Annotated in this window: 26 protein-coding genes and 2 tRNA genes; 13 read left to right on the top strand and 15 right to left on the bottom strand. The window is 66.8% G+C overall.

Translation table 11 applies throughout. The features are described 5' to 3' along the window. Positions 1-109 precede the first annotated feature (109 nt). The 3 genes from AX744_RS01475 to AX744_RS01465 all read left to right on the top strand — a co-directional run bounded on the left by AX744_RS01475 (position 110) and on the right by AX744_RS01465 (position 3839). Positions 110-559 carry a globin gene (locus tag AX744_RS01475; RefSeq protein WP_058631145.1) on the top strand — a complete coding sequence of 150 codons (450 nt, stop codon included), beginning with the start codon at positions 110-112 and terminating at the stop codon, positions 557-559. After that, positions 556-2220, top strand: coding sequence for an FAD-binding dehydrogenase (locus AX744_RS01470; protein ID WP_061015192.1), 1665 nt, complete (start codon positions 556-558; stop codon positions 2218-2220). The genes AX744_RS01475 and AX744_RS01470 overlap by 4 nt, the downstream gene beginning before the upstream one ends. A gap of 119 nt (positions 2221-2339) precedes the next feature. Beyond that, entirely contained in the window at positions 2340-3839 is a 1500-nt protein-coding gene (locus AX744_RS01465; RefSeq protein WP_197429139.1) for a serine hydrolase domain-containing protein, read from the top strand. On the opposite strand, the gene AX744_RS01460 is transcribed toward AX744_RS01465, so the two are convergent. Next, positions 3770-4435: a hypothetical protein gene (locus AX744_RS01460; RefSeq protein ID WP_046747035.1), complete on the bottom strand. Its 666-nt coding sequence runs from the start codon at positions 4433-4435 to the stop codon at positions 3770-3772. The genes AX744_RS01465 and AX744_RS01460 overlap by 70 nt on opposite strands. 50 nt (positions 4436-4485) lie before the next feature. Here AX744_RS01460 and AX744_RS01455 point away from each other — a divergent pair, with 50 nt between their 5' ends. Then, complete coding sequence (locus AX744_RS01455; protein ID WP_061015191.1) at positions 4486-5376, top strand: acyl-CoA thioesterase; 891 nt, start codon at positions 4486-4488, stop codon at positions 5374-5376. Positions 5377-5489: 113 nt separating this feature from the next. Here AX744_RS01455 and AX744_RS01450 read toward each other — a convergent pair whose 3' ends face one another. From AX744_RS01450 to AX744_RS01430, 5 genes are all read right to left on the bottom strand, one after another. Next, the gene (locus AX744_RS01450; RefSeq protein ID WP_046747037.1) at positions 5490-5975 is read right to left on the bottom strand and encodes an acyl-CoA thioesterase; all 486 of its coding nucleotides are present in this window, start codon (positions 5973-5975) and stop codon (positions 5490-5492) included. 7 nt (positions 5976-5982) lie between these two features. Continuing rightward, positions 5983-7662 (bottom strand): energy-dependent translational throttle protein EttA, encoded by a 1680-nt coding sequence (ettA, locus tag AX744_RS01445; RefSeq protein ID WP_046747038.1) that lies wholly within the window; start codon positions 7660-7662, stop codon positions 5983-5985. Positions 7663-7865: 203 nt separating this feature from the next. Beyond that, complete coding sequence (locus AX744_RS01440; protein WP_061015190.1) at positions 7866-9182, bottom strand: hypothetical protein; 1317 nt, start codon at positions 9180-9182, stop codon at positions 7866-7868. Positions 9183-9427: 245 nt separating this feature from the next. Next, positions 9428-9925: a DUF6993 domain-containing protein gene (locus AX744_RS01435; protein ID WP_046747039.1), complete on the bottom strand. Its 498-nt coding sequence runs from the start codon at positions 9923-9925 to the stop codon at positions 9428-9430. 94 nt (positions 9926-10019) lie between these two features. After that, positions 10020-10526 (bottom strand): single-stranded DNA-binding protein, encoded by a 507-nt coding sequence (locus tag AX744_RS01430; protein WP_061015189.1) that lies wholly within the window; start codon positions 10524-10526, stop codon positions 10020-10022. A 206-nt stretch (positions 10527-10732) separates the two neighbouring features. On the opposite strand from AX744_RS01430, the gene AX744_RS01425 reads away from it, so the two are divergent. After that, on the top strand, positions 10733-11002 hold the full coding sequence (locus AX744_RS01425) for a hypothetical protein (protein WP_061015188.1): 270 nt from the start codon (positions 10733-10735) through the stop codon (positions 11000-11002). A 55-nt stretch (positions 11003-11057) separates the two neighbouring features. Here AX744_RS01425 and AX744_RS01420 read toward each other — a convergent pair. After that, positions 11058-11133: transfer RNA gene (locus tag AX744_RS01420), tRNA-Arg, on the bottom strand. A gap of 87 nt (positions 11134-11220) precedes the next feature. Here AX744_RS01420 and orn point away from each other — a divergent pair. The 6 genes from orn (at position 11221) to AX744_RS01390 (ending at position 13837) form a co-directional block, all read left to right on the top strand. Next, positions 11221-11847, top strand: a complete 627-nt coding sequence (gene orn / locus AX744_RS01415) for an oligoribonuclease (RefSeq protein ID WP_046747041.1) — start codon at positions 11221-11223, stop codon at positions 11845-11847. Between the two features lie 35 nt (positions 11848-11882). Then, a tRNA-His gene (locus tag AX744_RS01410) sits at positions 11883-11957 on the top strand. Between the two features lie 89 nt (positions 11958-12046). Next, entirely contained in the window at positions 12047-12676 is a 630-nt protein-coding gene (locus tag AX744_RS01405) for a LysE family transporter (protein WP_061015187.1), read from the top strand. A gap of 26 nt (positions 12677-12702) precedes the next feature. Next, the gene (locus AX744_RS01400) at positions 12703-13050 is read left to right on the top strand and encodes a metallopeptidase family protein (RefSeq protein ID WP_046747043.1); all 348 of its coding nucleotides are present in this window, start codon (positions 12703-12705) and stop codon (positions 13048-13050) included. Next, entirely contained in the window at positions 13047-13343 is a 297-nt protein-coding gene (clpS, locus tag AX744_RS01395) for an ATP-dependent Clp protease adapter ClpS (protein ID WP_046747044.1), read from the top strand. The genes AX744_RS01400 and clpS overlap by 4 nt, the downstream gene beginning before the upstream one ends. After that, positions 13340-13837, top strand: coding sequence for a DUF2017 family protein (locus tag AX744_RS01390; protein WP_061015186.1), 498 nt, complete (start codon positions 13340-13342; stop codon positions 13835-13837). The genes clpS and AX744_RS01390 overlap by 4 nt, the downstream gene beginning before the upstream one ends. Here the strand turns inward: AX744_RS01390 and AX744_RS01385 are convergent, their stop codons facing one another. Genes AX744_RS01385 through gatC form a run of 6 tightly spaced genes read right to left on the bottom strand, consistent with a single transcriptional unit; the run spans position 13838 to position 19389 of the window. Beyond that, positions 13838-14419: a hypothetical protein gene (locus AX744_RS01385; RefSeq protein ID WP_082738362.1), complete on the bottom strand. Its 582-nt coding sequence runs from the start codon at positions 14417-14419 to the stop codon at positions 13838-13840. After that, a complete protein-coding gene (locus tag AX744_RS01380; RefSeq protein WP_046747046.1) occupies positions 14403-14720 on the bottom strand; it encodes a hypothetical protein in 318 nt (105 codons plus the stop codon). The genes AX744_RS01385 and AX744_RS01380 overlap by 17 nt, the downstream gene beginning before the upstream one ends. A gap of 37 nt (positions 14721-14757) precedes the next feature. Further along, positions 14758-16014 (bottom strand): DNA polymerase IV, encoded by a 1257-nt coding sequence (dinB, locus tag AX744_RS01375; RefSeq protein ID WP_061015185.1) that lies wholly within the window; start codon positions 16012-16014, stop codon positions 14758-14760. 47 nt (positions 16015-16061) lie between these two features. Then, positions 16062-17576 carry an Asp-tRNA(Asn)/Glu-tRNA(Gln) amidotransferase subunit GatB gene (gene gatB, locus AX744_RS01370; protein ID WP_058630629.1) on the bottom strand — a complete coding sequence of 505 codons (1515 nt, stop codon included), beginning with the start codon at positions 17574-17576 and terminating at the stop codon, positions 16062-16064. Next, a complete protein-coding gene (gatA, locus tag AX744_RS01365) occupies positions 17576-19093 on the bottom strand; it encodes an Asp-tRNA(Asn)/Glu-tRNA(Gln) amidotransferase subunit GatA (protein ID WP_061015184.1) in 1518 nt (505 codons plus the stop codon). The genes gatB and gatA overlap by 1 nt, the downstream gene beginning before the upstream one ends. Beyond that, complete coding sequence (gatC, locus tag AX744_RS01360) at positions 19090-19389, bottom strand: Asp-tRNA(Asn)/Glu-tRNA(Gln) amidotransferase subunit GatC (RefSeq protein WP_026049703.1); 300 nt, start codon at positions 19387-19389, stop codon at positions 19090-19092. Before gatC ends, gatA begins: the two co-directional genes overlap by 4 nt. Before the next feature lie 67 nt (positions 19390-19456). On the opposite strand from gatC, the gene AX744_RS01355 reads away from it, so the two are divergent. Beyond that, positions 19457-21157, top strand: a complete 1701-nt coding sequence (locus tag AX744_RS01355; protein ID WP_061015183.1) for a long-chain-fatty-acid--CoA ligase — start codon at positions 19457-19459, stop codon at positions 21155-21157. 47 nt (positions 21158-21204) lie between these two features. After that, a complete protein-coding gene (locus tag AX744_RS01350) occupies positions 21205-23046 on the top strand; it encodes a DEAD/DEAH box helicase (protein ID WP_442922826.1) in 1842 nt (613 codons plus the stop codon). 23 nt (positions 23047-23069) lie between these two features. Here AX744_RS01350 and AX744_RS01345 read toward each other — a convergent pair whose 3' ends face one another. Then, entirely contained in the window at positions 23070-23537 is a 468-nt protein-coding gene (locus AX744_RS01345; RefSeq protein WP_061015181.1) for a hypothetical protein, read from the bottom strand. Further along, positions 23534-24969, bottom strand: a 1436-nt coding sequence (gene ligA / locus AX744_RS01340) for an NAD-dependent DNA ligase LigA (protein ID WP_157543494.1), incomplete at its 5' end; no start/stop codon positions are given. The genes ligA and AX744_RS01345, both read right to left, overlap by 4 nt.

The following is a 24969-nucleotide window of genomic DNA, read 5'->3' as shown; positions in this document are numbered from 1 at the left end:
GTGCGAACCCGCCGAGAACGCGCCCGAACGCGGTAACCGGCGTGCCGGTGGTCCCCGACCGAGGTATCTGGCGGCGGAAGAAGCCGAACGACGACGGGAGCACCCAGAAGTGACCTTCTACGACGAGATCGGCGGGCACGAGACCTTCCGGAAGATCGTCTCCGTGTTCTACCGCGAGGTCGCGCTGGACCCCGTCATGAAGCCGATGTACCCGGAGGAAGACCTCGGTCCTGCCGAAGACCGTCTTCGGATGTTCCTCGAGCAGTACTGGGGCGGCCCCACGACGTACGGCGAGACCCGCGGGCATCCGCGTCTGCGCATGAGGCACATGCCGTTCCACATCGATGCGGATGCGCGAGACCGTTGGCTTCGTCACATGCGCACCGCGCTCGACGAGGCGCAGTTGTCTCCCCTGCACGAAACCACGCTGTGGGACTACCTGGAGCGCGCGGCCTATGCCATGGTGAACACACGCGAACCTTCCGGGATCGGCGCCGGACCCGGCGGCCGGCCCACGCTCGAGACCCGCTCACGTCAGGAATCAACGGAGACCCCATGACGACAACGCCCCTGTCCGCAGACGTCCTGGTGATCGGATGGGGGTTGGCGGGCCTGGTCGCCGCCGCCGAGGCGCTCGATGCCGGGCGGCGTGTCATCCTGGTGGATCAGGAACCGCGCACGAACCTCGGTGGGCAGGCCTGGTGGTCGTTCGGAGGGCTGTTCTTCATCGACTCCCCCGAGCAGCGGCGCCTCGGTATCAAGGACTCGTTGGAACTGGCGACCCAGGACTGGTTGGGCAACGCCGGATTCGATCGACCGGAAGACGAGTGGCCCCGGCGATGGGCCGAGGCGTACCTGCAGTTCGCCGCCGGCGAGAAGCGCGCGTGGCTCCGTGAACGTGGGGTCGGCTTCTTCCCCGTCGTCGGCTGGGCGGAGCGCGGCGGCTACGGCGCTATCGGACCTGGCAACTCCGTGCCCCGCTTCCACATCACGTGGGGCACCGGCCCGGGAATCGTCGCGCCATTCGCCGCAGCTGTCGAGCAAGGGGAGCGAGAGGGGCGCCTGACCGTGCTCCCCCGCCACCGCGTCTCCGAGCTGCTGGTGACCGACGGAACCGTCACCGGGGCACGCGGGCAGATCCTCGCGACGAGCGGGTCGAAGCGCGGTGAGCCTTCATCGCGCGACGTCGTCGACGATTTCGAGATCACGGCGACAGCGACCATCGTCTCGTCGGGCGGCATCGGTGGAAACCACGACCTTGTACGCGCCGCTTGGCCCGCGCGCCTCGGCACTGCACCGGAGCACATGCTCACCGGGGTGCCCGCGTATGTCGACGGCTCGATGCACGGTGTGAGCGAAGCCGCCGGTGCCCGGCTGATCAACGGCGATCGCATGTGGCACTACGTCGAAGGCATCGCCAACTGGGATCCGGTGTGGCCGTCGCACGGGATCCGCATCCTCCCCGGGCCGTCTTCGCTGTGGTTCGACGCGACCGGCGTTCGCCTGCCCGTGCCGCTGTTCCCCGGATTCGACACTCTCGGGACTCTCGCTCATCTGCGCACGACCGGGCACGACCACTCCTGGTTCGTCACGTCGCGCCAGATCGTCGAGAAGGAGTTCGCCCTCTCCGGAAGCGAGCAGAACCCCGACCTCACCGGGAAGGACGTGGGCCTCCTGTTGAAGTCCCGCCTGGCGAAGGGGCCCACAGGGCCGGTGCAGGCGTTCCTCGACGAGGGTGAGGACTTCATCGTGGAGAACGACCTCGATTCGCTGCTGGAGCAGATGCAGAGGCACGCCGGCGGCGAGGTGCTGGACATCGACAACGTGCGGCGCGAGGTGCTCGCCCGCGATCGGGAGATGGAGAACGACTTCACGAAGGACGCGCAGATCGGCATGCTCCGTTCCATGCGCAGCTATCGAGGCGACAAGCTCATCCGAACGGCGGCTCCGCATCGCCTTCAGGATCCGGCCGCGGGGCCGCTCGTCGCGGTGAAGCTGCACGTGCTCACCCGCAAGTCGCTCGGCGGCATCAACACCGACCTCCAAGGGCGCGCGCTGAACGCGGTCGGCGAGCCGATCCCCGGGTTGTATGCCGCTGGCGAGGCGAGCGGTTTCGGCGGTGGCGGAGTGCACGGCTACCGTGCGCTCGAGGGGACGTTCCTCGGCGGGTGTCTGTTCTCCGGCCGCATCGCCGGACGGGCTGCGGCTCTGGCCGGATGATCTCGGTCCCGGGCTTTCCGGGTGAACCTCTTCGGGGCATCCATCCTGCTTGTTCGGGGTAACCCGAAGCGGCGGCGGCGGGTCTCGAGTCGTCGCGTCCAGCTCCCTACCGTGGAATCGTGCGCATCCTCTGCATCCTCGGTCTCGTCTCGGCATCGATCCTCGGCGGTACGCTCTCCGCTGCCGCCGCCGATGCGTCGACGGCGCATGAAAGCGCGGTCAGGAGCTACGCCGAGGCGTTCGCGACGCCCGGGATCGCGGCAGCGGTCATCTCGAATGGTGACGTCGACCTGATCGTGCACGGCCGTGACGGAGCGGGCGACCCGATCACTCCGCAGACGCCGTTCCGGATCGCGTCGATGAGCAAGTCGATCACGGCGACCGCGATCATGCTCCTCGTACAGGATGGAGCGCTGGCGCTCGACGACCTCGTCGTCGAGCGGCTCCCTGAATTCACGATGGCCGACCCCAGGCATCGGGACATCACGATCAGACAGCTCTTGTCTCATACGTCGGGGCTCTCGCTGCAGACGAACGACGAGTTCTCGCTGCCGGCGCCGCGCAACACGCGGGCGGTGGTGACTGAACTCACAGGACGACGACTCGTCGCGGATCCGGGTGCTCGTTTCGAATACCACAACACGAACTACTCGCTCGCGGCCCGCATCGTCGAGGTCGTCTCTGGGCGCAGCCTCGACGAGTTCCTCCGTCAGCGGCTTTTCGCCCCGCTCGGGATGCTCGACTCTCGAAGCGTCGACGCCTGTGATCAGAGCGTCGACGGGCTCACACCCGGCTATTCCGTGGTGCTCGGGGTCGCCTATGTCATGCCGGAGATGCCGGGCCGGTGCGGCGGCAACGGTGGTGTGGTCTCGACGCTTTCCGACATGGTGCAATGGCTGGGTTTCAACCAGGGTGACGTCGGTGCGGACATCCTGGATCCGGTGCTGCGGGAGGAACTGCATTCTGTGCAACCGGGCGCCGTGTCGTATGCCCTGGGATGGCAGAACCTCGGTCCGGACGGAGCACCAGCGCCCGGCGTCCTGTCGCACGGGGGTACTCTCGCGACGTTCGGCGGGTCGATGGCCTTCGACACCACCACCGGTACCGCAGCCGTGGTGCTGACGAACGGGGTGGGCTCCCCCGGCGAGCTGGTGCGTCACCTGATCGAAGGCGACGCGTCCGCGGCGACGTACGAGAATCCGCTGGATATCGCGAACAGGATCCTCCTGGGTGTCACAGCGTTCGCGTCGATCGTTCTGCTCGTCACGACGCTGAGGGCTCCGCGGTGGGCGAGGCGGATGCGCGGAGAGGGGAGGTCGCGTGCCGGTGTCCGGCTCGTTCCGTTCGCGCTCGTCATCGTGGCGGGGTTCTTCGTCCCCCTGGTGCCAGGGCTGCTCGGGGGATCCGTCAACTGGCAGTACTGGGTGATCGACCTCTGGCTGTTCCCGCTCTTGGACGCTCTGGGACTCGTGCTCGTACTGGGTGGCACAAGCGCGCTGGTGAGCAGGATCGTGGCACTGCGGCTGGACTCGCGGGCGCCCGGAGGATCTCAGCCCGCGGAGCCGGTGTCCCGGACGCTCGTGAGACCCGATGCGACGGGACCGCGCGAGAGCACGTGACCACGTCGGAAGGCGAGACGTGTCCACCGCCCCGACTTCGACACGCGGACCTGCTCCTCACCGGAGATGAACCCCATCGCGTCGGCAGCGAAGGCGATTCCCCGAGGGAGGCCGTCGAGGTCCTCGTCGGGTTCGCCCCAGATCGCCGCACGCAGGGCGCGTACGGCCTCTTCGCCGGATCCCGGGGCTGCGCCGCGGGCGACGGCGGAGATTCCCCACTGCGCGCGCTGCGCGATCACAGATGCGTCGAGCTCCCCTACGGGCTCCCAAGAGCCACGGGGCGGAGCCACCCCGGCCCAGGCGGGCGACATCCCGGTCTCCGGGAGACCGAGCCGCTGCGGCTCATCGGTCTGCGAGAGCTGGTCGACCACGATGTCGCACTCGAGCTCGGGGTCGGCGTGCACGATCCGCATCGCGAGGATCGTCGGTGTCTGGTCGAAGAGTCCATGGGGAGCGAGCGCCGCGGTCGTGAGGGCGAGCACACCGTTCCCCGCCTGCAACCGTACTCCCTCGTCCGTGATCCGTGACGCGCGTCCCACGAACGTGAGAACGTCCTTCGCTGTGTCCGGGTCGGCGAGGAGGAGGTGATGCGGCACGCGTTCTAAACTACCAACGGAGCGGCGCCTCGGGGCGCGGAGAGGAACAGATGAGCACGGACGAGCACGCCACCCGGACCGTCGAGCGACTGCTCGAGGTGCTCGATCTCGATTCGACGCAGGCACGGACCACGGAGGACATCTTCACGGGTTCTTCGCACCCGATGCCGAGCGGACGGATCTACGGTGGCCAGGTCCTCGCTCAGGCGCTCCTGGCTGCCGAACGCACGCTCCCCGAGGATCGTGCTGCGCACTCGATGCACGGCTACTTCCTGCGCCCCGGCGACGCGAGCCAGGGCATCACGATCTCTGTGGACCGCATCCACGACGGACGTTCCTTCTCGACGCGCCGTGCCCAGGCGTACCAGAACGGTGTGCCGATCTTCTCGATGATCGCTTCCTTCCAGGACACGGACCCCGGTGTCGAACATGCGGCATCGATGCCGGAGGGCATTCCCGCACCAGAAGACCTGGCTCCGGACGAGGCCCGCGTGCAGGGGCTCCCCGGCGGGACGGCCCGGATGCTGAGCGAGCGGGCAGCGGACATCCGTCACGTCGACTCGCCGTTGTATCTGCCCAGTGACGACGAGCGCATACCGAAGCAGGCCGTGTGGATGCGCCTGCGGGCTCCGCTCCCCGACGACCCGCGTCTGCATCGCGCAGCCCTCGCCTACCTCAGCGACATGACGATCCAGGAGTCCATCCTTCGGGCGCACGGCGTGTACTGGGCGCTTCCCGGTCTCAAAGTCGCGAGCCTCGATCACGCGATGTGGTGGCACCGGCCCGCGCGGGTGGACGAGTGGCTCCTGTACGTGCAGGAGTCGCCGAACGCGCGCGGCGGACGGGGACTCGCCACCGGCCGGATCTTCACCCGTGACGGCGAGTTCGTGGCGAGCGTCGCGCAGGAGATCATGATCCGCGTCCCTGACGATCAGGACTGACGAGCAGCACTGACCAGCAGCGCTGAAGCGTCTGCCGGGTTTGACTGGCCCGACCGGCTTGAAGAGCTGGCAGCTTCGGTCGAGGCGCGCTGCGACCGGGACCGCGGCCGGTGTCAGCGGTGGGTGTACTCGATCGATTCGCCGACGTACGGCTCCCAGACGTCGCGCATCTCCTGGGTCAGGCGGGTCGGGCGACCGGTCTGCGCGTCGACCAGGACGATGATCGCCGTCGAGCGCGCGTAGATCTGACGAGGTTCCGCCGTCGGATCGTTGTGTACCTCGTAGCAGACCTCGACGCTGGATCCGCCGAGCTTGCCGAACCACATCTGCACCTCGAGCGGTCGCCGCTGATACGGCACCGGCGCGAGGTATTCGATCTCCTGGCGGGCGATCAGCGTGAGGATCCCCTCTTCGATGCCCGAATCGAGCACCGCCGTCGATGGAGCCTCCTCGCCGGGGCCCGCACGCCAGAACGCTCGCACGCGAGCCTCCTCGAGCAGTTTCAGCATCGAGGTGTTGTTGACGTGGTTGAACGCATCCAGATCGCCCCAGCGGAGCTGGATCGGGATGTGCAGGCGGGGCCCCGGCGTCGCGGTCATGACGGAGTCAGTCGCGCGTCAGCTTGCGGTGGGTCGAGCGGTGCGGCTTGGCGGCATCGGCTCCGAGACGCTCGATCTTGTTCTCCTCGTACGCCTCGAAGTTGCCCTCGAACCAATACCACTGGTCCGGCTTCTCGTCGGTTCCCTCGTAGGCGAGGATGTGCGTGGCGATGCGGTCGAGGAACCACCGGTCGTGGGTGATCACCACGGCGCAGCCGGGGAACTCGAGCAGCGCGTTCTCCAGCGAGCTCAGGGTCTCGACGTCGAGGTCGTTCGTGGGCTCGTCGAGAAGAAGCAGGTTGCCACCCTCCTTGAGGGTCAGCGCCAGGTTGAGGCGGTTGCGCTCACCGCCGGAGAGCACGCCGGCCTTCTTCTGCTGATCGGGGCCCTTGAAGCCGAACTTCGACACGTAGGCGCGCGACGGGATCTCGGTCTTGCCGACCGTGATGTAGTCGAGGCCGTCGGAGACGACCTCCCACAGCGTCTTGTTCGGGTCGATGTTGGAGCGGGACTGGTCGACATAGCTGATCTTGACCGTCTCACCGATCTTCAGGTCTCCGCCGTCGAGCGGCTCGAGCCCGACGATGGTCTTGAACAGGGTGGTCTTTCCCACACCGTTCGGCCCGATGACGCCGACGATGCCGTTCGGCGGGAGGCTGAAGCTGAGTCCATCGATGAGCGAGCGCCCGTCGAAGCCCTTCTTCAGGTTCTTGGCCTCGATGACCACGCTTCCGAGACGCGGGCCCGCCGGAATCTGGATCTCCTCGAAGTCGAGCTTCCTGGTCCGCTCCGCCTCGGAAGCCATCTCCTCGTATCGGGCGAGACGCGCCTTCGACTTGGTCTGGCGACCCTTCGCGCTGGAACGCACCCACTCCAGCTCCTCCTTGAGGCGCTTGGCGAGCTTGGCGTCCTTCTTGCCCTGGATCTCGAGGCGTTCGCCCTTCTTCTCCAGGTACGTCGAGTAATTGCCCTCGTAACCGATCAGGCGGCCGCGGTCGACCTCGGCGATCCACTCGGCCACGTGGTCGAGGAAGTACCGGTCGTGGGTGATGGCGATGACGGCGCCCTTGTATGCCTGGAGGTGCTGCTCGAGCCAGAGCACGCTCTCGGCGTCGAGGTGGTTGGTCGGCTCGTCCAGCAGCAGCAGATCGGGCTTCTGGAGGAGCAGCTTCGCCAGCGCCACACGACGCTTCTCTCCACCCGACAGGGGTGCGATGGCCGCGTCTCCCGGAGGGGTGCGGAGGGCGTCCATGGCCTGCTCGAGCTGCGAGTCGAGGTCCCAACCGTCTGCCGCGTCGATCTCCTCCTGAAGCGAGCCCATCTCAGCGAGGAGAGCGTCGAAGTCGGCATCGGGATCCGCCATCAGAGCGGAGATCTCGTTGAACCGGTCGAGCTTGGCCTTGATCGCGATCCCGTCCTGGATGTTCTCCAGAACGGTCTTGGTCTCGTCGAGTTCAGGTTCCTGCATCAGGATGCCGACCGTGAAGCCCGGGGAGAGCTTCGCCTCGCCGTTCGACGGGGTGTCGAGTCCTGCCATGATCTTGAGGATGGTCGACTTACCCGCGCCGTTCGGACCGACCATGCCGATCTTGGCCCCGGGGAGGAACGCCATGGTCACGTCGTCGAGGATGAGCTTCTCGCCCACCGCCTTGCGCGCACGAACCATCGAGTAGATGTACTCAGCCATACCTTTTAAACACCTTTGCTGCTCAGAACTGAACCTGCCATCACGCCGCACGCACGGCGTGGAAACCCAGCTCTAGACTACCGCCGAGGTCGTCGCCATCGTGCCGATTGGGTGCGCCACACGGCGCGAACGGGCAACGAGAGCAGCCGCGAGCTTCGCCTCGGAGCTTCATGCCGCCTTCGCGGGCTCGCAACTGACTGCCGTCACTCGCGCCTGGCCTGACCAAAAATCGCCTGCTGTGCGACGTAACGAACCAACGAAATGTCTGCGTACAAATGCGAGACCTCTGCTCCTGTAGGCAGCAACAACTCAGCACCGGTGCCGCCGCCGTCTTGTTTTGTGTGGACGATTCGGCAACGAATCGCATAAATTCGATCCGCAAGTTGCTCGCGAACATCATTTGCTTGAACGCGAACGGGATCCGCTCCCCGAATCCGCGAGGGCTTGTCCGTGATCGGATTACCTTCAGACGTGGACAGACGATCAATCGCACCCCGAACGCCCTCGACTGTGGTGGCGGCGAGCACCGTCGCACGCAGTTGCTCGCGCTCACCTATGCCAGCACGCACAGCAGGGCCCGCAAGGTCAATCAACCTGGATATATCGCTATCACTCGTTGGGTCGAATCGCGGGTTGAGTAGCTCGGACCGTATCGCACTTGAGGTCCCGGCGTGGGCGAACGCCGGAAAGTAGAACTCCAGTGCTTGGTAATAGGCGAGGAACTCTAACAGCGGTAGTTGTTGTGCGGACCTACCGTACTGGTATAGAGCAAGAGCTTCGGGAGCGTAAACGTTCGTCGGAAACTGCATCGTCTTCTTGGAGCGAGAGAGCGGCCTCCGTCGAAGCGCACTGCGAACTCTCTGAAGTGTGAGCGGGATGCCGTACATCACGTCCAGATCGAAGAACAGCGAGCCCGACAATTTTTCGAGGAGTGCTAGCGCATCGTCATGTCGAGAAGCGTCGAAACCTTCGATGCGCAAGACTTTGCTTCGCCGCATCAGTCGGTTAAACAAAGCCCTGGCTACGGGCGACGGATTCACGATCCCGACGTGGCGCCCGGCCTTCTCTAACTCGAGATTTGAATCGCTTACGTATCGCTCACCGTCGTCTTCGGACTCCGCGTAAATGACAGTCGCCCCGGGGATGTGATGCAGCCGAGGCTGACCAGCCATGCCACCTGCCCCCACCTGGTTTACTCTCGCCTCGATCGTTCCCGTGGTCCGATCCACGTACGCGAGATAGTCACCAAGGAACACGATGCTGTCCAGCGTCACGTTCATGAGCACCTCAGCACCGGACGCGTCGACCGATATTGCGCGCGAGTTCCGGCCGTTTCCGAACTCGATCTCTACCCATCGCCGAGACACCGAGTCTTCCGTCTCATACCGTTGAATGCTCGCTTTCAACCCGCATTCCGCAGCGTGCTTTACAAGCCGCTCGAATGTGTCCTCGCCATTTTCACTCGCGCGCTGCGGGAGCGAGGGCTGGTCGTCGAGCTCGTCTTCGATGACGTCTGTCATAGCGGCTCCAAGTCGTCGGGTCAGGAGTGAGCCTATCGAACGAACTACGGTTCACCGTGCCGCACATCTCAGACAATCCGAAGGGCCGGGAGGCAGCAGAATAGAAGTCGAACTTCTCTACCGACTCGCTAGACCGCCAGTGACCGCGCTTGGGAAAGGTCACGGTAGATGTACTCAGCCACCGAAAACCGCTCCTTCTGTTGGCGTCGAAGATCGACACTCCAGCCTACCGGCCCCCTGGCATCTCACCAGTCGATCGGACGTGTGGTGCCGACGAGACAGCGCCCCTCCGCGAGCTGCGGGAGAACCGCCGTGACGACCTGACCGGTGGAAGGGCCGACCTGGCCGACGAGGCACTCGTCATTGCCCCAGCGGACCGAGAACTGCAGACTCTCCGCCGGGTTGCCCACTGTGGTCAGGTCCTGGGTCACCTGCATCGAATCGCGATCGAATCCTGCGCCGATCAGCGCGTCGATGTACGCCCGACCTTCGCCGCGCTGCTCGGTCGCCCAAACGCCCTCCGCGGTAGCGGTGAACAGCGGCAGATTGTCGTCGGCGCTGCCATCCGGCACGAGAACGGGCCCGACGGGTGCCGTCGATTCCGCGTCCGGTGAGGCGGAGGCCGTGGCGGAGGGAGACGGTGCGGCGGTCGGCGTGCAGCCGGACAGGAGCATGGCGACGACAGCGGCGGCGGCTAGTGCACCGGCTGTGCGCGGCGGAGGAAGGACCGATCGACGAAGCACGTGCCGAGTCTACGTCGCCTTCTCATCACACCTGCGCTGTCCTCGTGCCCCCGTTCACGCGCGCAGCCGTGCGCCGTCGCCGAGGCAGCGCCCGTCACGCGCTCCCGGCCACCTCTACGTCCGGTGCCGACCAGGAGAGTGCGAACGCGGATGAATCGCTCCCCGAGCCCAGCGCATCGACGTCATCCTCGGAGACACGCGTATCCGGTGATTCGGTCGACGTGTCGGGAGTACTCGTCTGCGGACGCGGCTGCGGGCGATACGCCGTGGTTCCCCACCGCAGATCATGGCCGATCGCATCTGCCTCGATGTCGACACTGGTGCCGTGCTTCCCATTGCTCTCCCAGTTGCGGATCTTGAGACGCCCCGTCACGATGACGCTGTCTCCCGTGCGCAGCGACGCCTTGGCGTTCTCTCCGAGGTGGCGGAACGCTGCCACCGAGTACCAGTTCGTGCCCGAATCCGTCCACGTCTGCGTCGCGGCATCGAAGCGACGGTGCGTGGTGGCAAGGCGGAAGTTGGTGACAGGGACTCCTCCGCCTGTCTGTGTCTGCGTCGGGTCGGTGGCGACTCGTCCCACGATGGTCAGGGTGTCGATCATGTTCGTATCCTCTCGATCGCCGGGTCTCTTCCGGCTTTCTCCAGCTTGCGCGGGAGCATCGGGCCGCGAATGCGGTGAAGACGTAACCGGTGGACAGATTGCAGAAGGCGCGGACGGTGGAGAGAAAGCCCCCGATGACAGCGACGGAACCTGCGACGGCGAATGTCGGTGGTCGGTCATATCTTCGAATCATGAAAGGAGTACCGATGTCCGACCACCTGACCACCTCCCTACCCGACGTCCCGTTCGCGACGCCTCGACTCTCCTCTGCGCGCGAGCGTCTGGTCCGCGCTGCCGATCACCTCTGGAGGGTGCAGGATCGCCGGGAGCACATCCTGGGTCATCTCCGGATCGTCGCCGATCCGCTGGGGCTTCGGTACCGCGCCGAACGGCTGCACCTCGCGACGGGCGTGTTCCGCGTCGTCGGCGAGTTCTGGCGTGTGGACGACGCGGTCGCGGCTCTGCGTGCTTCCTGACGACGGCCAGGAGCCCGGTCCCGTTCCGCGTCTCTCACCGGGATTCGATCCTGCGTGGTGCCCCCGGCAGGATTCGAACCTGCGACCAAGAGATTAGAAGGCTCCTGCTCTATCCCCTGAGCTACGGAGGCGCACGCGTCTAGAGTATCGCGCTCCTGCCGAACGATCATGACGCCGGTTCCGGTCGGGGATGTCGGGACCGTCGATAGGATGGCGACATGGTATCTGCGTCCGAGAACGACCGTCTCGTATGGATCGACTGCGAGATGACGGGCCTCGATCTCGCAGTCGACGAACTCGTGGAGATCGCGGTCGTGATCACCGACTTCGAACTCAACCCCGTCGATGCGGGGTTCCAGGTGGTGATCAGAGCCAGCGAAGCGGCCCTCGATCACATGAATGACTTCGTCACGAACATGCACGAGACCTCGGGGCTCATCGACGAGATCGCAGGCGGTCTCTCGCTCGAAGAGGCGGAGGCGCAGACTCTCGCCTATATCAAGCGCTTCGTTCCGCTCGAGCGGAAGGCTCCTCTGGCAGGCAACACGATCGGCACGGACAGGATGTTCCTGGCAAAGTACATGCCCCAGGTCGATCAGTGGCTGCATTACCGCAACGTCGACGTGTCGAGCATCAAAGAGCTGTCGCGCCGCTGGTATCCGCGGGTGTTCTTCCAGGCTCCCTCGAAGGACGGCGGTCACCGCGCCCTTGCTGACATCCTGGAGTCGATCAGGGAGCTCCGCTACTACCGGGAGGCCGTGTTCGTCGATGAGCCGGGTCCGTCCAGCGACGAGGCTCGCGAGATCGCTTCCCGTACGGTGTCAGAGTTCACTCCGAACATGTAATAGACTCGTATGGTTGCCCGCTCCGGTGGGCACATGGTGGGTATAGCTCAGCTGGTAGAGCGCTGGCTTGTGGTGCCGGATGTCGCGGGTTCGAGTCCCGTTACTCACCCTCCAGAAGAAGGCCCGAATCGCAAGGTTCGGGCCTTCTTCGCATCTGTGCCTCAAATGACGCGCCCCCGCGAAGCCCTAGACTGACGACGTGTCGCTCGCGGTCTGGTTCTCGTTGCTGACCGTTTCCGTCGTCATCAGCTTCACGCCGGGGGCCGGCGCGATCAACACGATGTCGAATGCGATGAATCAGGGATGGCGTCGTTCCATCTGGGGCATCGTCGGGCAGCAGATCGCCCTGATCGTCCATGTGGCGGTCGTCGCCGCGGGAGTCGGGCTCCTCGTGTCCCGTTCGGAGCTTCTCTTCAACGGGATCCGCTACGCCGGAGCGGCCTACCTCGTGTTTCTCGGCGTCCGGCTGATCCTGACGAAGCCGACCGTGGCGGTCGAGGACGCACCCGTTCCGGTCGACTCCCGTGAGAGCCCGTGGTCGATGATCCGCCGCGGCTTCTGGGTGAACCTGCTCAATCCCAAAGCGATCGTGTTCTTCCTGGCGTTCATCCCCCAATTCGTCAGACTGGATCAGCCCCCGCTCCCCCAGTACCTCACGCTCATCGCGACCGTGATCGTGGTGGACGTGATCGTGATGTGGGGGTTCTTCGCAGCAGCCGCGCGTCCGTTCCGTCGCCTCACGCGAACCGCGCGCGGACAGCGAGTGCTCAACACGGTCTTCGGCACGCTCTTCATAGCGGTCGCCGCGATTCTCGTTCTCCTCCACTGAGGGCTGTCGCCCCTAGGCTGGAGGGGATGGACATGGATGCGGCCGCCTTCGAAGAGCTCGTGATCGACGAGCTCGATCTGCTCCCCGACGACATGGTCGAAGGGCTCGACAACGTGGTGTTCGTGGTGGAGGACCGCCCGGAGGACGGCAGCCTCGATCTGCTCGGTCTCTATGACGGACTGGCGCTGACGGAGCGGACGCAGTACGGGATGGGCGAACTCCCCGATCGCATCGTCGTCTACCGCGAACCGCATCTTGCGCAGTGCGAGACGGAGCAAGAACTCCGCGACGAGATCCACACGACGTTGGTGCATGAGATCGCGCACTTCTACGGGATCGATGATGCGCAGCTGCACGAGTTGGGCTGGGCATGACGATGCCCACGGCAGTCCCCGATCTCGAGGAGACGATCGAACTCAGTGCCGCACCTCTGGAGCCGTGGCAGGTCGTCGTCTGGAATGATCCGGTGAACCTCATGAGCTACGTCGTCCGCGTCTTCCGGAAGTACTTCGGCTACTCGCTCGACCACGCGACAGCGCTCATGCTCGCGGTGCACAACGACGGGCACGCGATCGTGGCCACGGGTCCCCGGGAGACCATGGAGGTCCACGCGCAGGCGATGCACGACTACGGCCTCTGGGCGACGGTCAGAAGGGCCTCCCCATGACCTCAGACCGCATCACCGTCACGATCAGCGCCATCGAGGAGCATCACCTGGCGATGCTGCTCGACGACTTCATCGAGCTCATCGGTGAATCGCGGAACGGCGAGGACCCGGCCGTCGACCGCCTGACGCCCAACCCGTATCCCGATGACCCCGACGCCGCTGCCGATTTCGCCGGGAGCACGCGGAAGGATCTGCTCGATCGGCGCCTCGCGGACGCGCGTCGCATGCGTGCTGCGCTTGAAGACGTCTCTGCCCCCACTGCGGGCCTCACGGATGCAGAAGCGGTTCGCACTCGTGACCTCTCCATCACCCTGGGCGATCTGGAATCGTGGCTCCGCACCGTGACGGCCCTGCGCCTCGTGATCGCTGATCGTCTGGGGATCACGACGGACCAGCACGCGATGTCGGACAGACGTCACGACGTGTACGACTGGCTGGGCTATCGCCTGGAGCTTCTCATCCAGGCAGCAGACGAAGCCGAGTCGGGCGCGTAGTCAGGGAACCTCGACGATACGCGTCGCCAGGGAGCGAGGATCATCCCGCTCGATGTGACGGCGTTCCTGCGCGGCCCAGCGGTCCCAGTGCGGGCGATAGGTGTCCCCGTCGCGAGCGAGGGCGCGCGCCTTCCGCGAGGCTTCGCCCGACTCCACCCAGACTCTGACATCGGCGAGACCCGCCGTGGAGGGGCGAAGGATGCCGCTCCCCTCGATGATCATTCCGAGGGAGGGGTCGACGGCATGACTCTCCGCCTCGGACTGCTCTTCCCAATCCCAGCGGCGCCAGATGCCGATGTAGCCGCGTCCGTGCGGACCGAGGATCCACTCGCGGGCGCGCTCCGCGCCGCCGTCGAGTCCGTCCCACCCCGGATAGAGGGAATCCAGGGCGATGAGCTGCACGTGCCCGACCACGGGCCAACGTCTCACCAGCAATGCCGCGAGAGAGGACTTGCCGGCCCCGCTGCCGCCGTCGATGAGGACGACCGGGTTCGCCGCGGCCACGGCACGGACGTCCTGCTCGATCAGTGCCGCGGCGTGCTCCAGTGCAGCCGCGACCGGATCGTCACTTCTTGAGGGCACGGATGATGCGAGTGAGCGCCCGTCCGGCGACCCAGACGAAGGGGACAGCGACCACGAGCAGCGTGATGATGTTGGGCTCGAAGCGCAGACCCTCCTCGCGACGCACGTACACTCCGACCGGAACGGAGACGCCACCGCCGCCGCCACCCTCGCCGCCGTCGCCGCTGCCGCCACCGAAACCGGAGTACGTGAACGCCACCGGGGTGATACTCACTCCACCGACGTCCTGTGGTTCTCCGTATGCGCTCTTCACGCCGAAGGACGCAGCCTGCTTTCCGAGTTCCAGTGCAATGTTCGGCATACCCCCACGCTAGTCCAGGAACCGCGCCGGTGCGGGATCAATTCACGCCATGGGCCTTCGGATGCTGAGCGGCTCCCCGACCGTCTCCGCGACCTATGTGCCGCGCGCGACTGATAGTCGCCGTGCCGAACCGAGCGACGGCCTCGTCGACGGCCCCCTCGACTTTGCGCCAGTCCTCGTCTTCGTCCCAGAGAGCCAGGCCCCCGCCGCCGGCAGGACGCAGGTTCTCGGCGCGAACACCGACGAGCCGGACGGGGTCTCGCCGATCGATCAGCTCGAACAGCGACTGCGCGGCCTCGCCGATGCGTTGCCCCACCGCGGTGGGTTCGCTCAAGGTCTGGGAGCGGTTCACCGTGCGGAAGTCGTCGAAGCGGATCTTGACGGCGACGGTCGTGGTCTCCCACTCCGCGCGCCGGAGCCGAGCCGCGACCCGGTCGGCCAGCCGCAGCAGTTCGGCTCGCAGGAACGGACGGTCGAGGATGTCGTGGTCGAACGTCTCCTCGTGGCCGATGCTCTTCTCCACCCGCTCCGTGTGCACCGCTCGCGGGTCTTCCCCCCTCGCGAGTTCTCCGAGACGCATGCTGAGGGCCGTGCCCACGGCGCGTTCGACCATTCCGGGGCGCGCATCGCGGACGTCCTGCACCGTGCGGATACCACGCGCCTCCAGAGCCTCCGCGGCTTTCGGACCGACGCCCCACATGGCCCGGACCGATCTCGGCGCCAGGAAGTCGAGGGTGTCCCTCGCTGCGACCACGAGCATCCCGTCGGGCTTGGCGATCGTCGAGGCCATCTTCGCGACGTGCTTGGTCGCCGCCACTCCCACGCTGCAGGTGATTCCCACCTCGTCGAGGACTCGTTGTCGGATGAGCTCGGCGATGCGTGCAGGGCTCCCCCAGAGTCGACGCACACCCTGCACATCGAGGAACGCCTCATCGACGGACAGCGGCTCGACCAGCGGGGTGAACGACTCGAAGATCGCCATGACCTGCCGGGAGACCTCCTGGTAGCGGTGGAAGTGCGGCGGGACGATGCGCGCGGTCGGGCACAGTCGAAGGGCCTGCGACACCGGCATCGCCGCCCGGACGCCGTAGCGTCTCGCCTCGTACGATGCGCTCGACACCACGGAACGCCCATCGGGAGCTCCGATGATCAGAGGCAGTCCGCGGAGGGAAAGATCGTCGAGCACCTCCACGGCGGCGTAGAACGCGTCCATGTCGACATGGAGAATCCGCGTGCCGGAGTCGTCGGCGTCGGGGGCGGATACGATCCGCCCCCGCCCGTCACCGTGTCCCATACGACCATTCTCCCCCGGGCCTCCGACACGAGGCCCGGGACGGCGCGCTACTGCGCAGCGCGCTCGAGAATGAGCTCACGGACACGGGCGGCGTCCGCCTGGCCCTTCATCGCCTTCATGACGGCCCCGATCACGGCGCCGGCGGCCTGCACCTTGCCGTCCTTGATCTTGGCCATCACATCGGGCTGCGCTGCGAGGGCCTCATCGATGGCGGCGATCAGCGCTCCGTCGTCGGAGACGACCGCGAGCCCACGCGAGTCGACCACTTCCTGCGGCGAGCCCTCCCCGGCGATGACGCCCTCGAGCACCTGACGCGCGAGCTTGTCGGTCAGGGTTCCCGCATCGACGAGCTGCTGCAGAGCAGCCACGCTCTCCGGGCTGATCAGCTCGGTCGCGTCCTTCTCCTGGGAGTTCGCGATACGGGTGATCTCACCGGTCCACCACTTGCGCGCGGTCGCGGGGGTCGCCCCGGCGGCGATGGTCGCCTCGACGACCTCGAGCAGACCGCCGTTGCGGACGTCCTGGAACTCCAGGTCGGTGAATCCCCATTCGGTCATGAGGCGGCGGCGGCGAGCCACCGGCTGCTCCGGAAGCGCCTCGCGCAGTTCCTCGACCAGCTCGGCTGCCGGCTCCACGGGCAGCAGATCCGGTTCGGGGAAGTAGCGGTAATCGTCGGCATCCGACTTGGGCCGTCCCGGCGAGGTCGTGCCGGTGTCCTCGTGCCAGTGCCGGGTCTCCTGCGTGATGGTGCCGCCGTCCGCGAGGATCTGCGCCTGACGCTGGATCTCGTATCGCACGGCACGCTCGACGGAACGCATCGAGTTGACGTTCTTCGTCTCGGTGCGGGTGCCGAGCTTCTCCTGTCCGCGCGGACGGAGCGAGACGTTGGCGTCGCAGCGCAGGTTGCCGCGCTCCAGACGAGCTTCGGAGATGCCGAGTCCCCGCACGATGTCGCGGATGGCCTGCACATAGGCCTTCGCGACCTCCGGCGCACGGTGGTCGGTGCCGAAGATCGTCTTCGTCACGATCTCGACCAGGGGCACGCCGGCGCGGTTGTAGTCGACGAGCGAGTACTCGGCGCCCTGGATGCGCCCGGTCGCACCGCCCATGTGGGTCAGCTTCCCGGCGTCCTCTTCCATGTGCGCGCGCTCGATGGGGATCGTGATGAGCGTCCCGTCCTCGAGCTCGACCTCCACCGAACCCTCGTACGCGATCGGCTCGTCGTACTGCGAGATCTGGTAATTCTTGCCCAGGTCGGGGTAGAAGTAGTTCTTCCGCGCGAACCGGCTCGATTCGGCGATCGAGCAGCCGAGAGCCAGACCGAGACTGATCGAGGAGCGGATTGCCGTCTCGTTCACGACCGGAAGCGAGCCCGGGAGCCCGAGGTCGACCGGCGCGATGAGCGTGTTCGGCTCGGCGGCATGGAAGGCCTCGTTCGCCGGGTTCGGCGCATCAGAGAACATCTTGGTGTTGGTGTTCAGCTCGACGTGCACCTCGAATCCGAGGACCGGCTCGAACAGCTCGAGCGCCTTGTCGAAGTCCATGAGCTTGGCGGCGGCCATCAGCGCTTCCCTCCTGCGAGCTGCGGTGCACGGGTGAGCAACGGCGCACCCCACGAATCGACGAGGAGCGTCTCGAGCGCTGCGCCGACCTTGTAGAGACGAGCATCCTCGCGCGCCGGAGCGATGAACTGGATGCCCACGGGGAGGCCGTCTTCGTCCGACAGCCCACTGGGGATGGAGATCCCCGGGACACCGGCCAGGTTCACCGGGATGGTGGTGATGTCGTTGAGGTACATCTGCAGCGGGTCGTCGATCTTCTCGCCGAGCTTGAACGCCGTGGTCGGCGCGGAGGGCGTCGCAATCACGTCGACCTCGGCGAACGCGTTCGCGAAGTCCTGCTGGATGAGCGTGCGAACCTTCTGGGCGCTGCCGTAGTAGGCATCGTAGTAACCCGCCGAGAGCGCGTACGTGCCGAGGATGATCCGGCGCTTGACCTCGTCGCCGAATCCGGCATCGCGCGTCGCGGACATGACGTCCTCGACCGTCGGGTTGCCGTCGGGGGTCACCCGCAGGCCGAAACGGACCGAGTCGAACTTCGCGAGGTTGCTCGACGCCTCCGCCGGGAGGATCAGGTAGTAGGCGGCGACGCCGTACTCGAAGTGCGGCGCGCCGATCTCGACGATCTCCGCGCCCTGGGCCTCCATCAGCGCGAGAGCGCTGCGGAAGGACGCGGCGACGCCGGGCTGGAAGCCGCTGTCGGGAAGCTCGCGGATCACGCCGACCTTGAGCCCCTTGAGCACGTCACCGCGCGCGCCCTCACGGGCAGCCTCGGCGAACGAGGGCCACGCATCGCGCAGGGAGGTCGAGTCCTTGGGATCGTGGCCGCCGATCGCGTCGTGCAGCAGTCCGGAGTCGAGCACGGTGCGGGAGACCGGGCCGACCTGGTCGAGGCTCGAGGCGAGGGCGATCGCGCCGTAGCGGCTCACACCGCCGTAGGTGGGCTTGACGCCGACGGTGCCGGTCACGTGCGCGGGCTGACGGATCGAGCCGCCCGTGTCGGAACCGAGCGCGAGCGGCGCTTCGAACGCGGCGACGGCCGCAGCCGAGCCACCACCGGAACCGCCCGGGATGCGATCGAGGTCCCAGGGGTTGTGCGTGGGGCCGTATGCCGAGTGCTCGGTGGACGACCCCATCGCGAACTCGTCCATGTTGGTCTTGCCGAGCGGGATCAGTCCCGCGGCGCGAGAGCGTGCGACCACCGTCGCGTCATACGGCGAACGGTAGCCCTCCAGGATGCGCGAGCCACTCGTGGTGGGCTGGTCCGTCGTGACGAGGACGTCCTTGATCGCGAGAGGGACTCCCGCGAGCGGGCCCAGCTCTTCACCCGCCGCACGACGGGCATCGATGGCTGCAGCCGCCTCGATCGCCCCTTCGTTGACGTGCAGGAACGCGTGGACTTCGCCGTCCACCGCGGCGATGCGGTCGAGATGAGCGCGGGTGGCCTCGACACTGGAGACCTCGCCGGAAGCGAGCTTCGCGGCGAGATCCGCCGCGTCCAGACGGATGATGTCGGTCACTGCTCTTCTCCCAGGATCGCGGTCACACGGAATCGGCCGTCGGCGGCATCCGGGGCGTTCTGAAGCACCTGCTCGTGCGTGAGCGTCTGCCCGACCACGTCGGGGCGGAAGACGTTGCTCAACGGGATGGGGTGACTCGTCGCTGCCACGTCGGCGGTCGCGACCTCCGACACCTTGGCGATGTTGTCGACGATCGCGTCGAGCTGGCCCGTGAGCCGCGACACCTCGTCGTCGTTCAGCTGGATGCGTGCGAGCACACCGAGGTGGCGCACGAGTTCAGGGGTGATTTCAGACACTCCTCCAGTCTAGTTGGAGCACTCGTCACTCCTCTTCCCTGCACGGCCGTCGACATATGCTGGGCGGGTGAGCACGTTCCAGCCCCCGCGCCCGTGGACCGCCAGCTACGCCGCAGGCGTCCCGGAAGACCTGCCTCCCGTCGACGGATCGCTCGTCGACATCGTCGCCGCCTCGGCACGCGACTATCCGGATGCCCCCGCCCTGCAGTTCTTCGGCCGCGAGACGACGTACGCCGAGCTGCAGGCCGCCATCGACCGGGCGGCGACGGGCTTGCGAGACCTGGGCGTCCGCGCCGGCGACCCTGTGGCCATCGTGCTCCCCAACTGTCCGCAGCACATCGTGGCGTTCTACGCCGTGCTCCGACTCGGCGCGGTCGTGGTCGAGCACAACCCGCTGTACACGCCGCGCGAGCTCCGCAAGCAGTTCGAGGACCACGGCGCGAAGCACGCGATCGTGTGGAACAAGGTCGTCTCCACGGTGCAGGAGTTCCCCGCCGACCTGGCGGTGACGAACCTCGTCTCCGTCGACGTGACCCGCGCGATGCCCTTCCTCACCCGCTTCGCCCTGCGTCTGCCCGTCGCCAAGGCCAGGGAGTCCCGCGCAGCGCTCACCGAGAAGGTCCGCGGCACGGTGCTCTGGGACTCGCTGATCGCCACAGACCCGATTCCGTCGTCGCACCCGACGCCCGCAGCAGACGACCTGGCGATCATCCAGTACACCTCAGGCACCACCGGGACGCCGAAGGGTGCCGCGCTCACACACCGCAACCTCCTCGCCAATGCTGCGCAGTCGCAGGCCTGGGTGCCGTCGATCCAGCGCGGCAAGGGATGCGTCGTGTACGCGGTGCTGCCGATGTTCCACGCATACGGCCTCACGCTCTGTCTGACGTTCGCGATGTCGATGGGCGCGCGACTCGTGCTCTTCCCGAAGTTCGATCCCGATCTGGTTCTCGACGTCGTGAAGAAGCATCCCGCGACATTCCTCCCGCTCGTGCCACCGATCGCCGACCGCATTCTGAGCACTGCCAAGGCCAAGGGTGTGTCTCTCGACGGCATCGAGGTCGCGATCTCCGGGGCCATGGCACTGCCCCACGAGCTGGTGGTGCCCTTCGAGGAGGCGACCAACGGCTACCTCGTCGAGGGCTACGGCCTGAGCGAGTGCTCGCCCGTACTCATGGCGAACCCCGTCGCCGACAACCGTGTGCCCGGCACCGTCGGACTTCCGCTGCCCGGAACCGAATGCCGGGTGGTCGACCCGGAGAACCCCACGGACGACGTGCCTGCAGGAGCGGCGGGAGAACTCGTGGTTCGCGGACCGCAGGTCTTCTCCGGGTACTACGGCAAGCCGGAGGAGACGGAGGCCGTGTTCGTCGACGGGTGGTACCGCACGGGCGACATCGTCACGATCGACGAGGCCGGCTTCGTGCGCATCGTCGACCGCATCAAGGAGCTCATCATCACCGGCGGCTTCAACGTCGCCCCCACCGAGGTCGAGAATGCGCTGCGCCAGCACCCGCAGGTGGTCGACGCTGCGGTCATCGGACTTCCGAGCGAGCACTCGGGCGAGGAGGTCGTGGCCGCGATCGTCGTCGATCCGGAGACCGAGGTCGACGTGGAGGCCATCCGCGAGTTCGCGCGCAGCATCCTGACGCCCTACAAGGTCCCCAGGAGGATCTTCGTGGTCGACGAACTCCCGAAGTCGCTCATCGGCAAGGTGCTCCGTCGGCAGGTCAAGGAGAAGCTGGTCGCCCTGAACACCGGCTCCTGAGGACGCCCTCACAGGCGGCGAGACGTTCGGCGCGCTACCCTTGGGAAGTGACCCCTGAAGATGCAGTGCTGACCGACGCCCCCGAGGACTCCCCCGCGACCCCCGGATTCGAGGAACTCGGAATCACCGGGCCCGTCCTCAAAGCCATCAAGGACCTCGGCTACGAGACCCCGTCGCCCATCCAGGCGGCCACTATCCCTACCCTCCTCGCCGGGCGCGACGTCGTCGGCATGGCGCAGACCGGAACCGGCAAGACCGCGGCATTCGCGCTGCCCGTGCTCGAGCGTCTCGATGTCGCGCAGAAGACGCCGCAGGCGCTCGTGCTGGCTCCGACCCGTGAGCTCGCCCTCCAGGTGTGCGAGGCGTTCGAGTCGTACGCGTCCAAGATGAAGGGTGTTCACGTCCTCCCCGTCTACGGCGGACAGGGCTACGGCGTGCAGCTCTCGGCTCTGCGCCGCGGGGTGCATGTCATCGTCGGGACACCGGGCCGCATCATGGATCACCTCGCCAAGGGCACACTCGACCTGTCGCAGCTGCAGTACCTCGTGCTCGACGAGGCCGACGAGATGCTGAAGATGGGCTTCGCCGAGGATGTGGAGCAGATCCTCGCGCAGACACCCGAGGAGAAGCAGGTCGCGCTGTTCTCCGCCACGATGCCGCCGCAGATCCGCCGCCTCGCGCAGAAGTACCTGCGTGAGCCGGAAGAGATCAGCATCAAGTCGAAGACCGCGACGGGCACGAACATCACTCAGCGGTACCTCGTGGTCTCGTACGCGCAGAAGGTCGACGCGTTGACCCGCATCCTCGAAGTCGAGAACTTCGACGGCATGATCGTCTTCGTCCGCACCAAGAACGAGACCGAGACGCTCGCCGAGAAGCTCCGCGCCCGCGGCTACTCAGCCGCAGCCATCAACGGCGACGTGCCTCAGGTGCAGCGCGAGCGCAGCGTCAACCAGCTCAAGGGCGGAAAGCTCGATATCCTCGTCGCGACCGACGTGGCCGCGCGCGGGCTCGACGTCGAGCGCATCAGCCACGTCGTGAACTTCGACATCCCCACGGACACCGAGTCCTACGTGCACCGCATCGGTCGCACCGGGCGCGCGGGACGAACGGGCGACGCGATCAGCTTCATCACCCCGCGCGAGCGCTACCTGCTCAAGCACATCGAGAAGGCGACCCGACAGCAGCCCACTCAGATGCAGCTGCCGAGCACGGAGGACGTGAACACCACCCGGTTGACCCGGTTCGACGATGCCATCACCACCGCTCTCTCGGAGACCGGGCGCATCGACGCGTTCCGCGACATCATCGCGCACTACGTCCGTCATCATGATGTGCCGGAGAGCGACGTCGCCGCGGCGCTGGCCGTGGTCGCGCAGGGAGACAAGCCTCTGCTCCTCGATCCCGCCAACGATGCGCTCACCAGGGCCGTCGAGGCGGACAATCGGCCGCAGCGGGAGCGCCCCGCTCGTGACGCGCGCGAGCCTCGGGGCGAACGCCGCAGCCGTGGCGACTACACCGCCTATCGCATCGAGGTCGGCAGGCGTCACCGTGTCGAGCCGCGCCAGATCGTCGGCGCCCTCGCCAACGAGGGCGGCCTGGGCCGTGACGACTTCGGGGCGATCAACATCCGCCCCGACTTCTCCACCGTCGAGCTCCCGTCGAACATGGATCCCGCCGTGCTCGACAAGCTCCGCGACACCCGCATCTCGGGCCGCCTCATCGAGATCAAGCCCGACCGCGGTCCTGGCGCTCGACGTAGCGGCCCTCGCGAGGATCGTCCCTCCGGCGGTCGCGGTGACCGTTTCGATCGTCGTGACCGTGACGAGCGCCCTGCGCGCGAAAGCCGGGACGAGAAGCCCTTCCGCAAGCCGCGCCACAAGAGCTGACGGCGGGTCGCGCGCGGCGGTGTCTAGTCGCTTCCGCGCGCGAGCCGTGCCGCGACGGCGATCAGCGGCTCTGGATGTGCCAGAAGGGCCCGTTGCTCCGGGTGCGAGATCAGGTGAGCGATCAGTCGGTGCGCTCCCGTGACGGTCGGGGTCCAGTAACCTCCGACGTGATGACGGCTCAGCGGGACGGTGCGCGTCTCTCCTTCGACGACGAGCTTCGCGGAACCGTCATCGGGATCGATCCCGGGATCGCTCAGCATCAGGGCGGTCAACGCGCCGAGCAGCACAGTGCCCGTGAGACCGGGGAGGCGGAAGTTCGTCGTCGGAACGTCGAGTTCGATCTGCTCGAGTCCCATCCACGGTACTATCCCGCGATTCTCGACTCCGTCGCGGATGATCACGGCCTCGGGCATCAGCCGCAGGTGGTTCCGACCGGGATCACCGACAGCCAACGCCTCGGGGACGACGATCAGCGGACCGTAGCGTCTCACGCCCCTTCGCCCGCGGGAGGGAGCGCGTCCGGTCCCTCCGTCACCAGGATGTGGAACTGCGCCGCATCGAGGATCCGGAGACCGAGCTCCTCCGCCTTGGCGAGCTTGGACCCCGCGCCGGGGCCGGCGGCCACGAAGTCCGTCTTCTTCGACACGCTCGACGCCGCCTTTCCTCCCGCGTTGATGATGGCTTCCTGCGCACCCTCACGCGTGTAGCCGTCGAGCGAGCCGGTGGCGACCACCGTCAGCCCTTCGAGCACTCCCCCTGCGGCGACGGCAGCGCCGGGACCGGGGTGACCTGGTGTCTTCCACTGCACCCCCGCATCCGCCCACTGCTCCACGATCTCTTTGTGCCAGTCGACCTCGAACCAGGACAGGAGCGAGTCGGCGATGATGCCGCCCACGCCCTCCACGGCAGCCAACTCGTCGCGCGTAGCCGTGCGGATCGCGTCGAGTGAGCCGAACCACTGCGCGAGCGCCCTCGCAGCGACAGGTCCGACGTGGCGGATGTTCAAGGACACGAGCAGACGCCACAGGTCCTTCTTCTTCGCCTTCTCGAGCTCGGCGAGGAGAGTGAGCGCCTGGGACGAGGGCTGCGGACCCTCGAGGCCGGACTTCTTCTCGGCCGCAGTCGGGTTCCGTCGGAACGGGGCGCGCGTCTTGACGATCCCGTCCTCGTCCTCCTTGGGAAGCCCCGTCTCCGCGTCGCGGACCACCAGCTCGATGGGGACGAGCTGGTCGAGCGTGAGGGCGAAGAGGCCGGCCTCGGTCTCGAGCGGCGGCACCGCGGGAGACGTCGGCTGTGTCAGAGCGGCGGCGGTGACCTCGCCGAGGGCCTCGACATCGAGGGCACCGCGGGAGCCGATGTGCTCGACACGTCCGCGCACCTGCGCCGGACACGAACGCGCGTTCGGACACCGCAGATCGATGTCGCCCTCCTTCATCGCCCGAAGCGGAGTGCCGCACTCCGGGCACTCCAGGGGCATCACGAACTCGCGTTCCGTGCCGTCGCGCTTCTCGACGACCGGACCGAGGACCTCGGGGATGACGTCGCCGGCTTTGCGCAGCACGACGGTGTCTCCGATCAGCACGCCCTTCGCCTTCACGACGTCCTTGTTGTGCAGAGTCGCCTGCCGGACGACGGACCCCGCGACCTGCGCAGGAGCCATCACCGCGAAGGGCGTCGCGCGGCCGGTGCGGCCGACCGACACCACGATGTCGAGGAGCTTCGTCTGCACCTCTTCCGGCGGGTACTTGTATGCGATCGCCCAGCGCGGTGCCCGGCTGGTCGCGCCGAGCTCGTCATGAAGCTCGAGCTCGTCGACCTTCACCACGATGCCGTCGAGCTCGTGCTCGATGTCGTGGCGGTGTTCACCGAAGTACTCCACGAACGTGACAACCTCATCGATCGTGTCACACCCTGGTGTGCGGG

The sequence above is a fragment of the Microbacterium sp. CCH5-D1 genome (genome assembly GCF_001557335.1).
GTDB classification, from domain to species: Bacteria; Actinomycetota; Actinomycetes; order Actinomycetales; family Microbacteriaceae; genus Microbacterium; species Microbacterium oxydans.
The sequence above is the reverse complement of the archived record's forward strand: the minus strand, read 5'-3'. Positions and strand labels throughout refer to the sequence as shown.

Bases quoted from the DNA above. Each gene is read 5' to 3' on its own strand.
- AX744_RS01470 (WP_061015192.1), top strand. From the start codon at position 556: ATGACGACAACGCCCCTGTCCGCAGACGTCCTGGTGATCGGATGGGGG.
- AX744_RS01455 (WP_061015191.1), top strand. From the start codon at position 4,486: ATGAGCACGGACGAGCACGCCACCCGGACCGTCGAGCGACTGCTCGAG.
- AX744_RS01450 (WP_046747037.1), bottom strand. From the start codon at position 5,975: ATGACCGCGACGCCGGGGCCCCGCCTGCACATCCCGATCCAGCTCCGC.
- ettA (WP_046747038.1), bottom strand. From the start codon at position 7,662: ATGGCTGAGTACATCTACTCGATGGTTCGTGCGCGCAAGGCGGTGGGC.
- AX744_RS01440 (WP_061015190.1), bottom strand. From the start codon at position 9,182: ATGACAGACGTCATCGAAGACGAGCTCGACGACCAGCCCTCGCTCCCG.
- AX744_RS01430 (WP_061015189.1), bottom strand. From the start codon at position 10,526: ATGATCGACACCCTGACCATCGTGGGACGAGTCGCCACCGACCCGACG.
- AX744_RS01425 (WP_061015188.1), top strand. From the start codon at position 10,733: ATGTCCGACCACCTGACCACCTCCCTACCCGACGTCCCGTTCGCGACG.
- orn (WP_046747041.1), top strand. From the start codon at position 11,221: ATGGTATCTGCGTCCGAGAACGACCGTCTCGTATGGATCGACTGCGAG.
- AX744_RS01400 (WP_046747043.1), top strand. From the start codon at position 12,703: ATGGACATGGATGCGGCCGCCTTCGAAGAGCTCGTGATCGACGAGCTC.
- clpS (WP_046747044.1), top strand. From the start codon at position 13,047: ATGACGATGCCCACGGCAGTCCCCGATCTCGAGGAGACGATCGAACTC.
- AX744_RS01390 (WP_061015186.1), top strand. From the start codon at position 13,340: ATGACCTCAGACCGCATCACCGTCACGATCAGCGCCATCGAGGAGCAT.
- AX744_RS01380 (WP_046747046.1), bottom strand. From the start codon at position 14,720: ATGCCGAACATTGCACTGGAACTCGGAAAGCAGGCTGCGTCCTTCGGC.
- dinB (WP_061015185.1), bottom strand. From the start codon at position 16,014: ATGGGACACGGTGACGGGCGGGGGCGGATCGTATCCGCCCCCGACGCC.
- gatB (WP_058630629.1), bottom strand. From the start codon at position 17,576: ATGGCCGCCGCCAAGCTCATGGACTTCGACAAGGCGCTCGAGCTGTTC.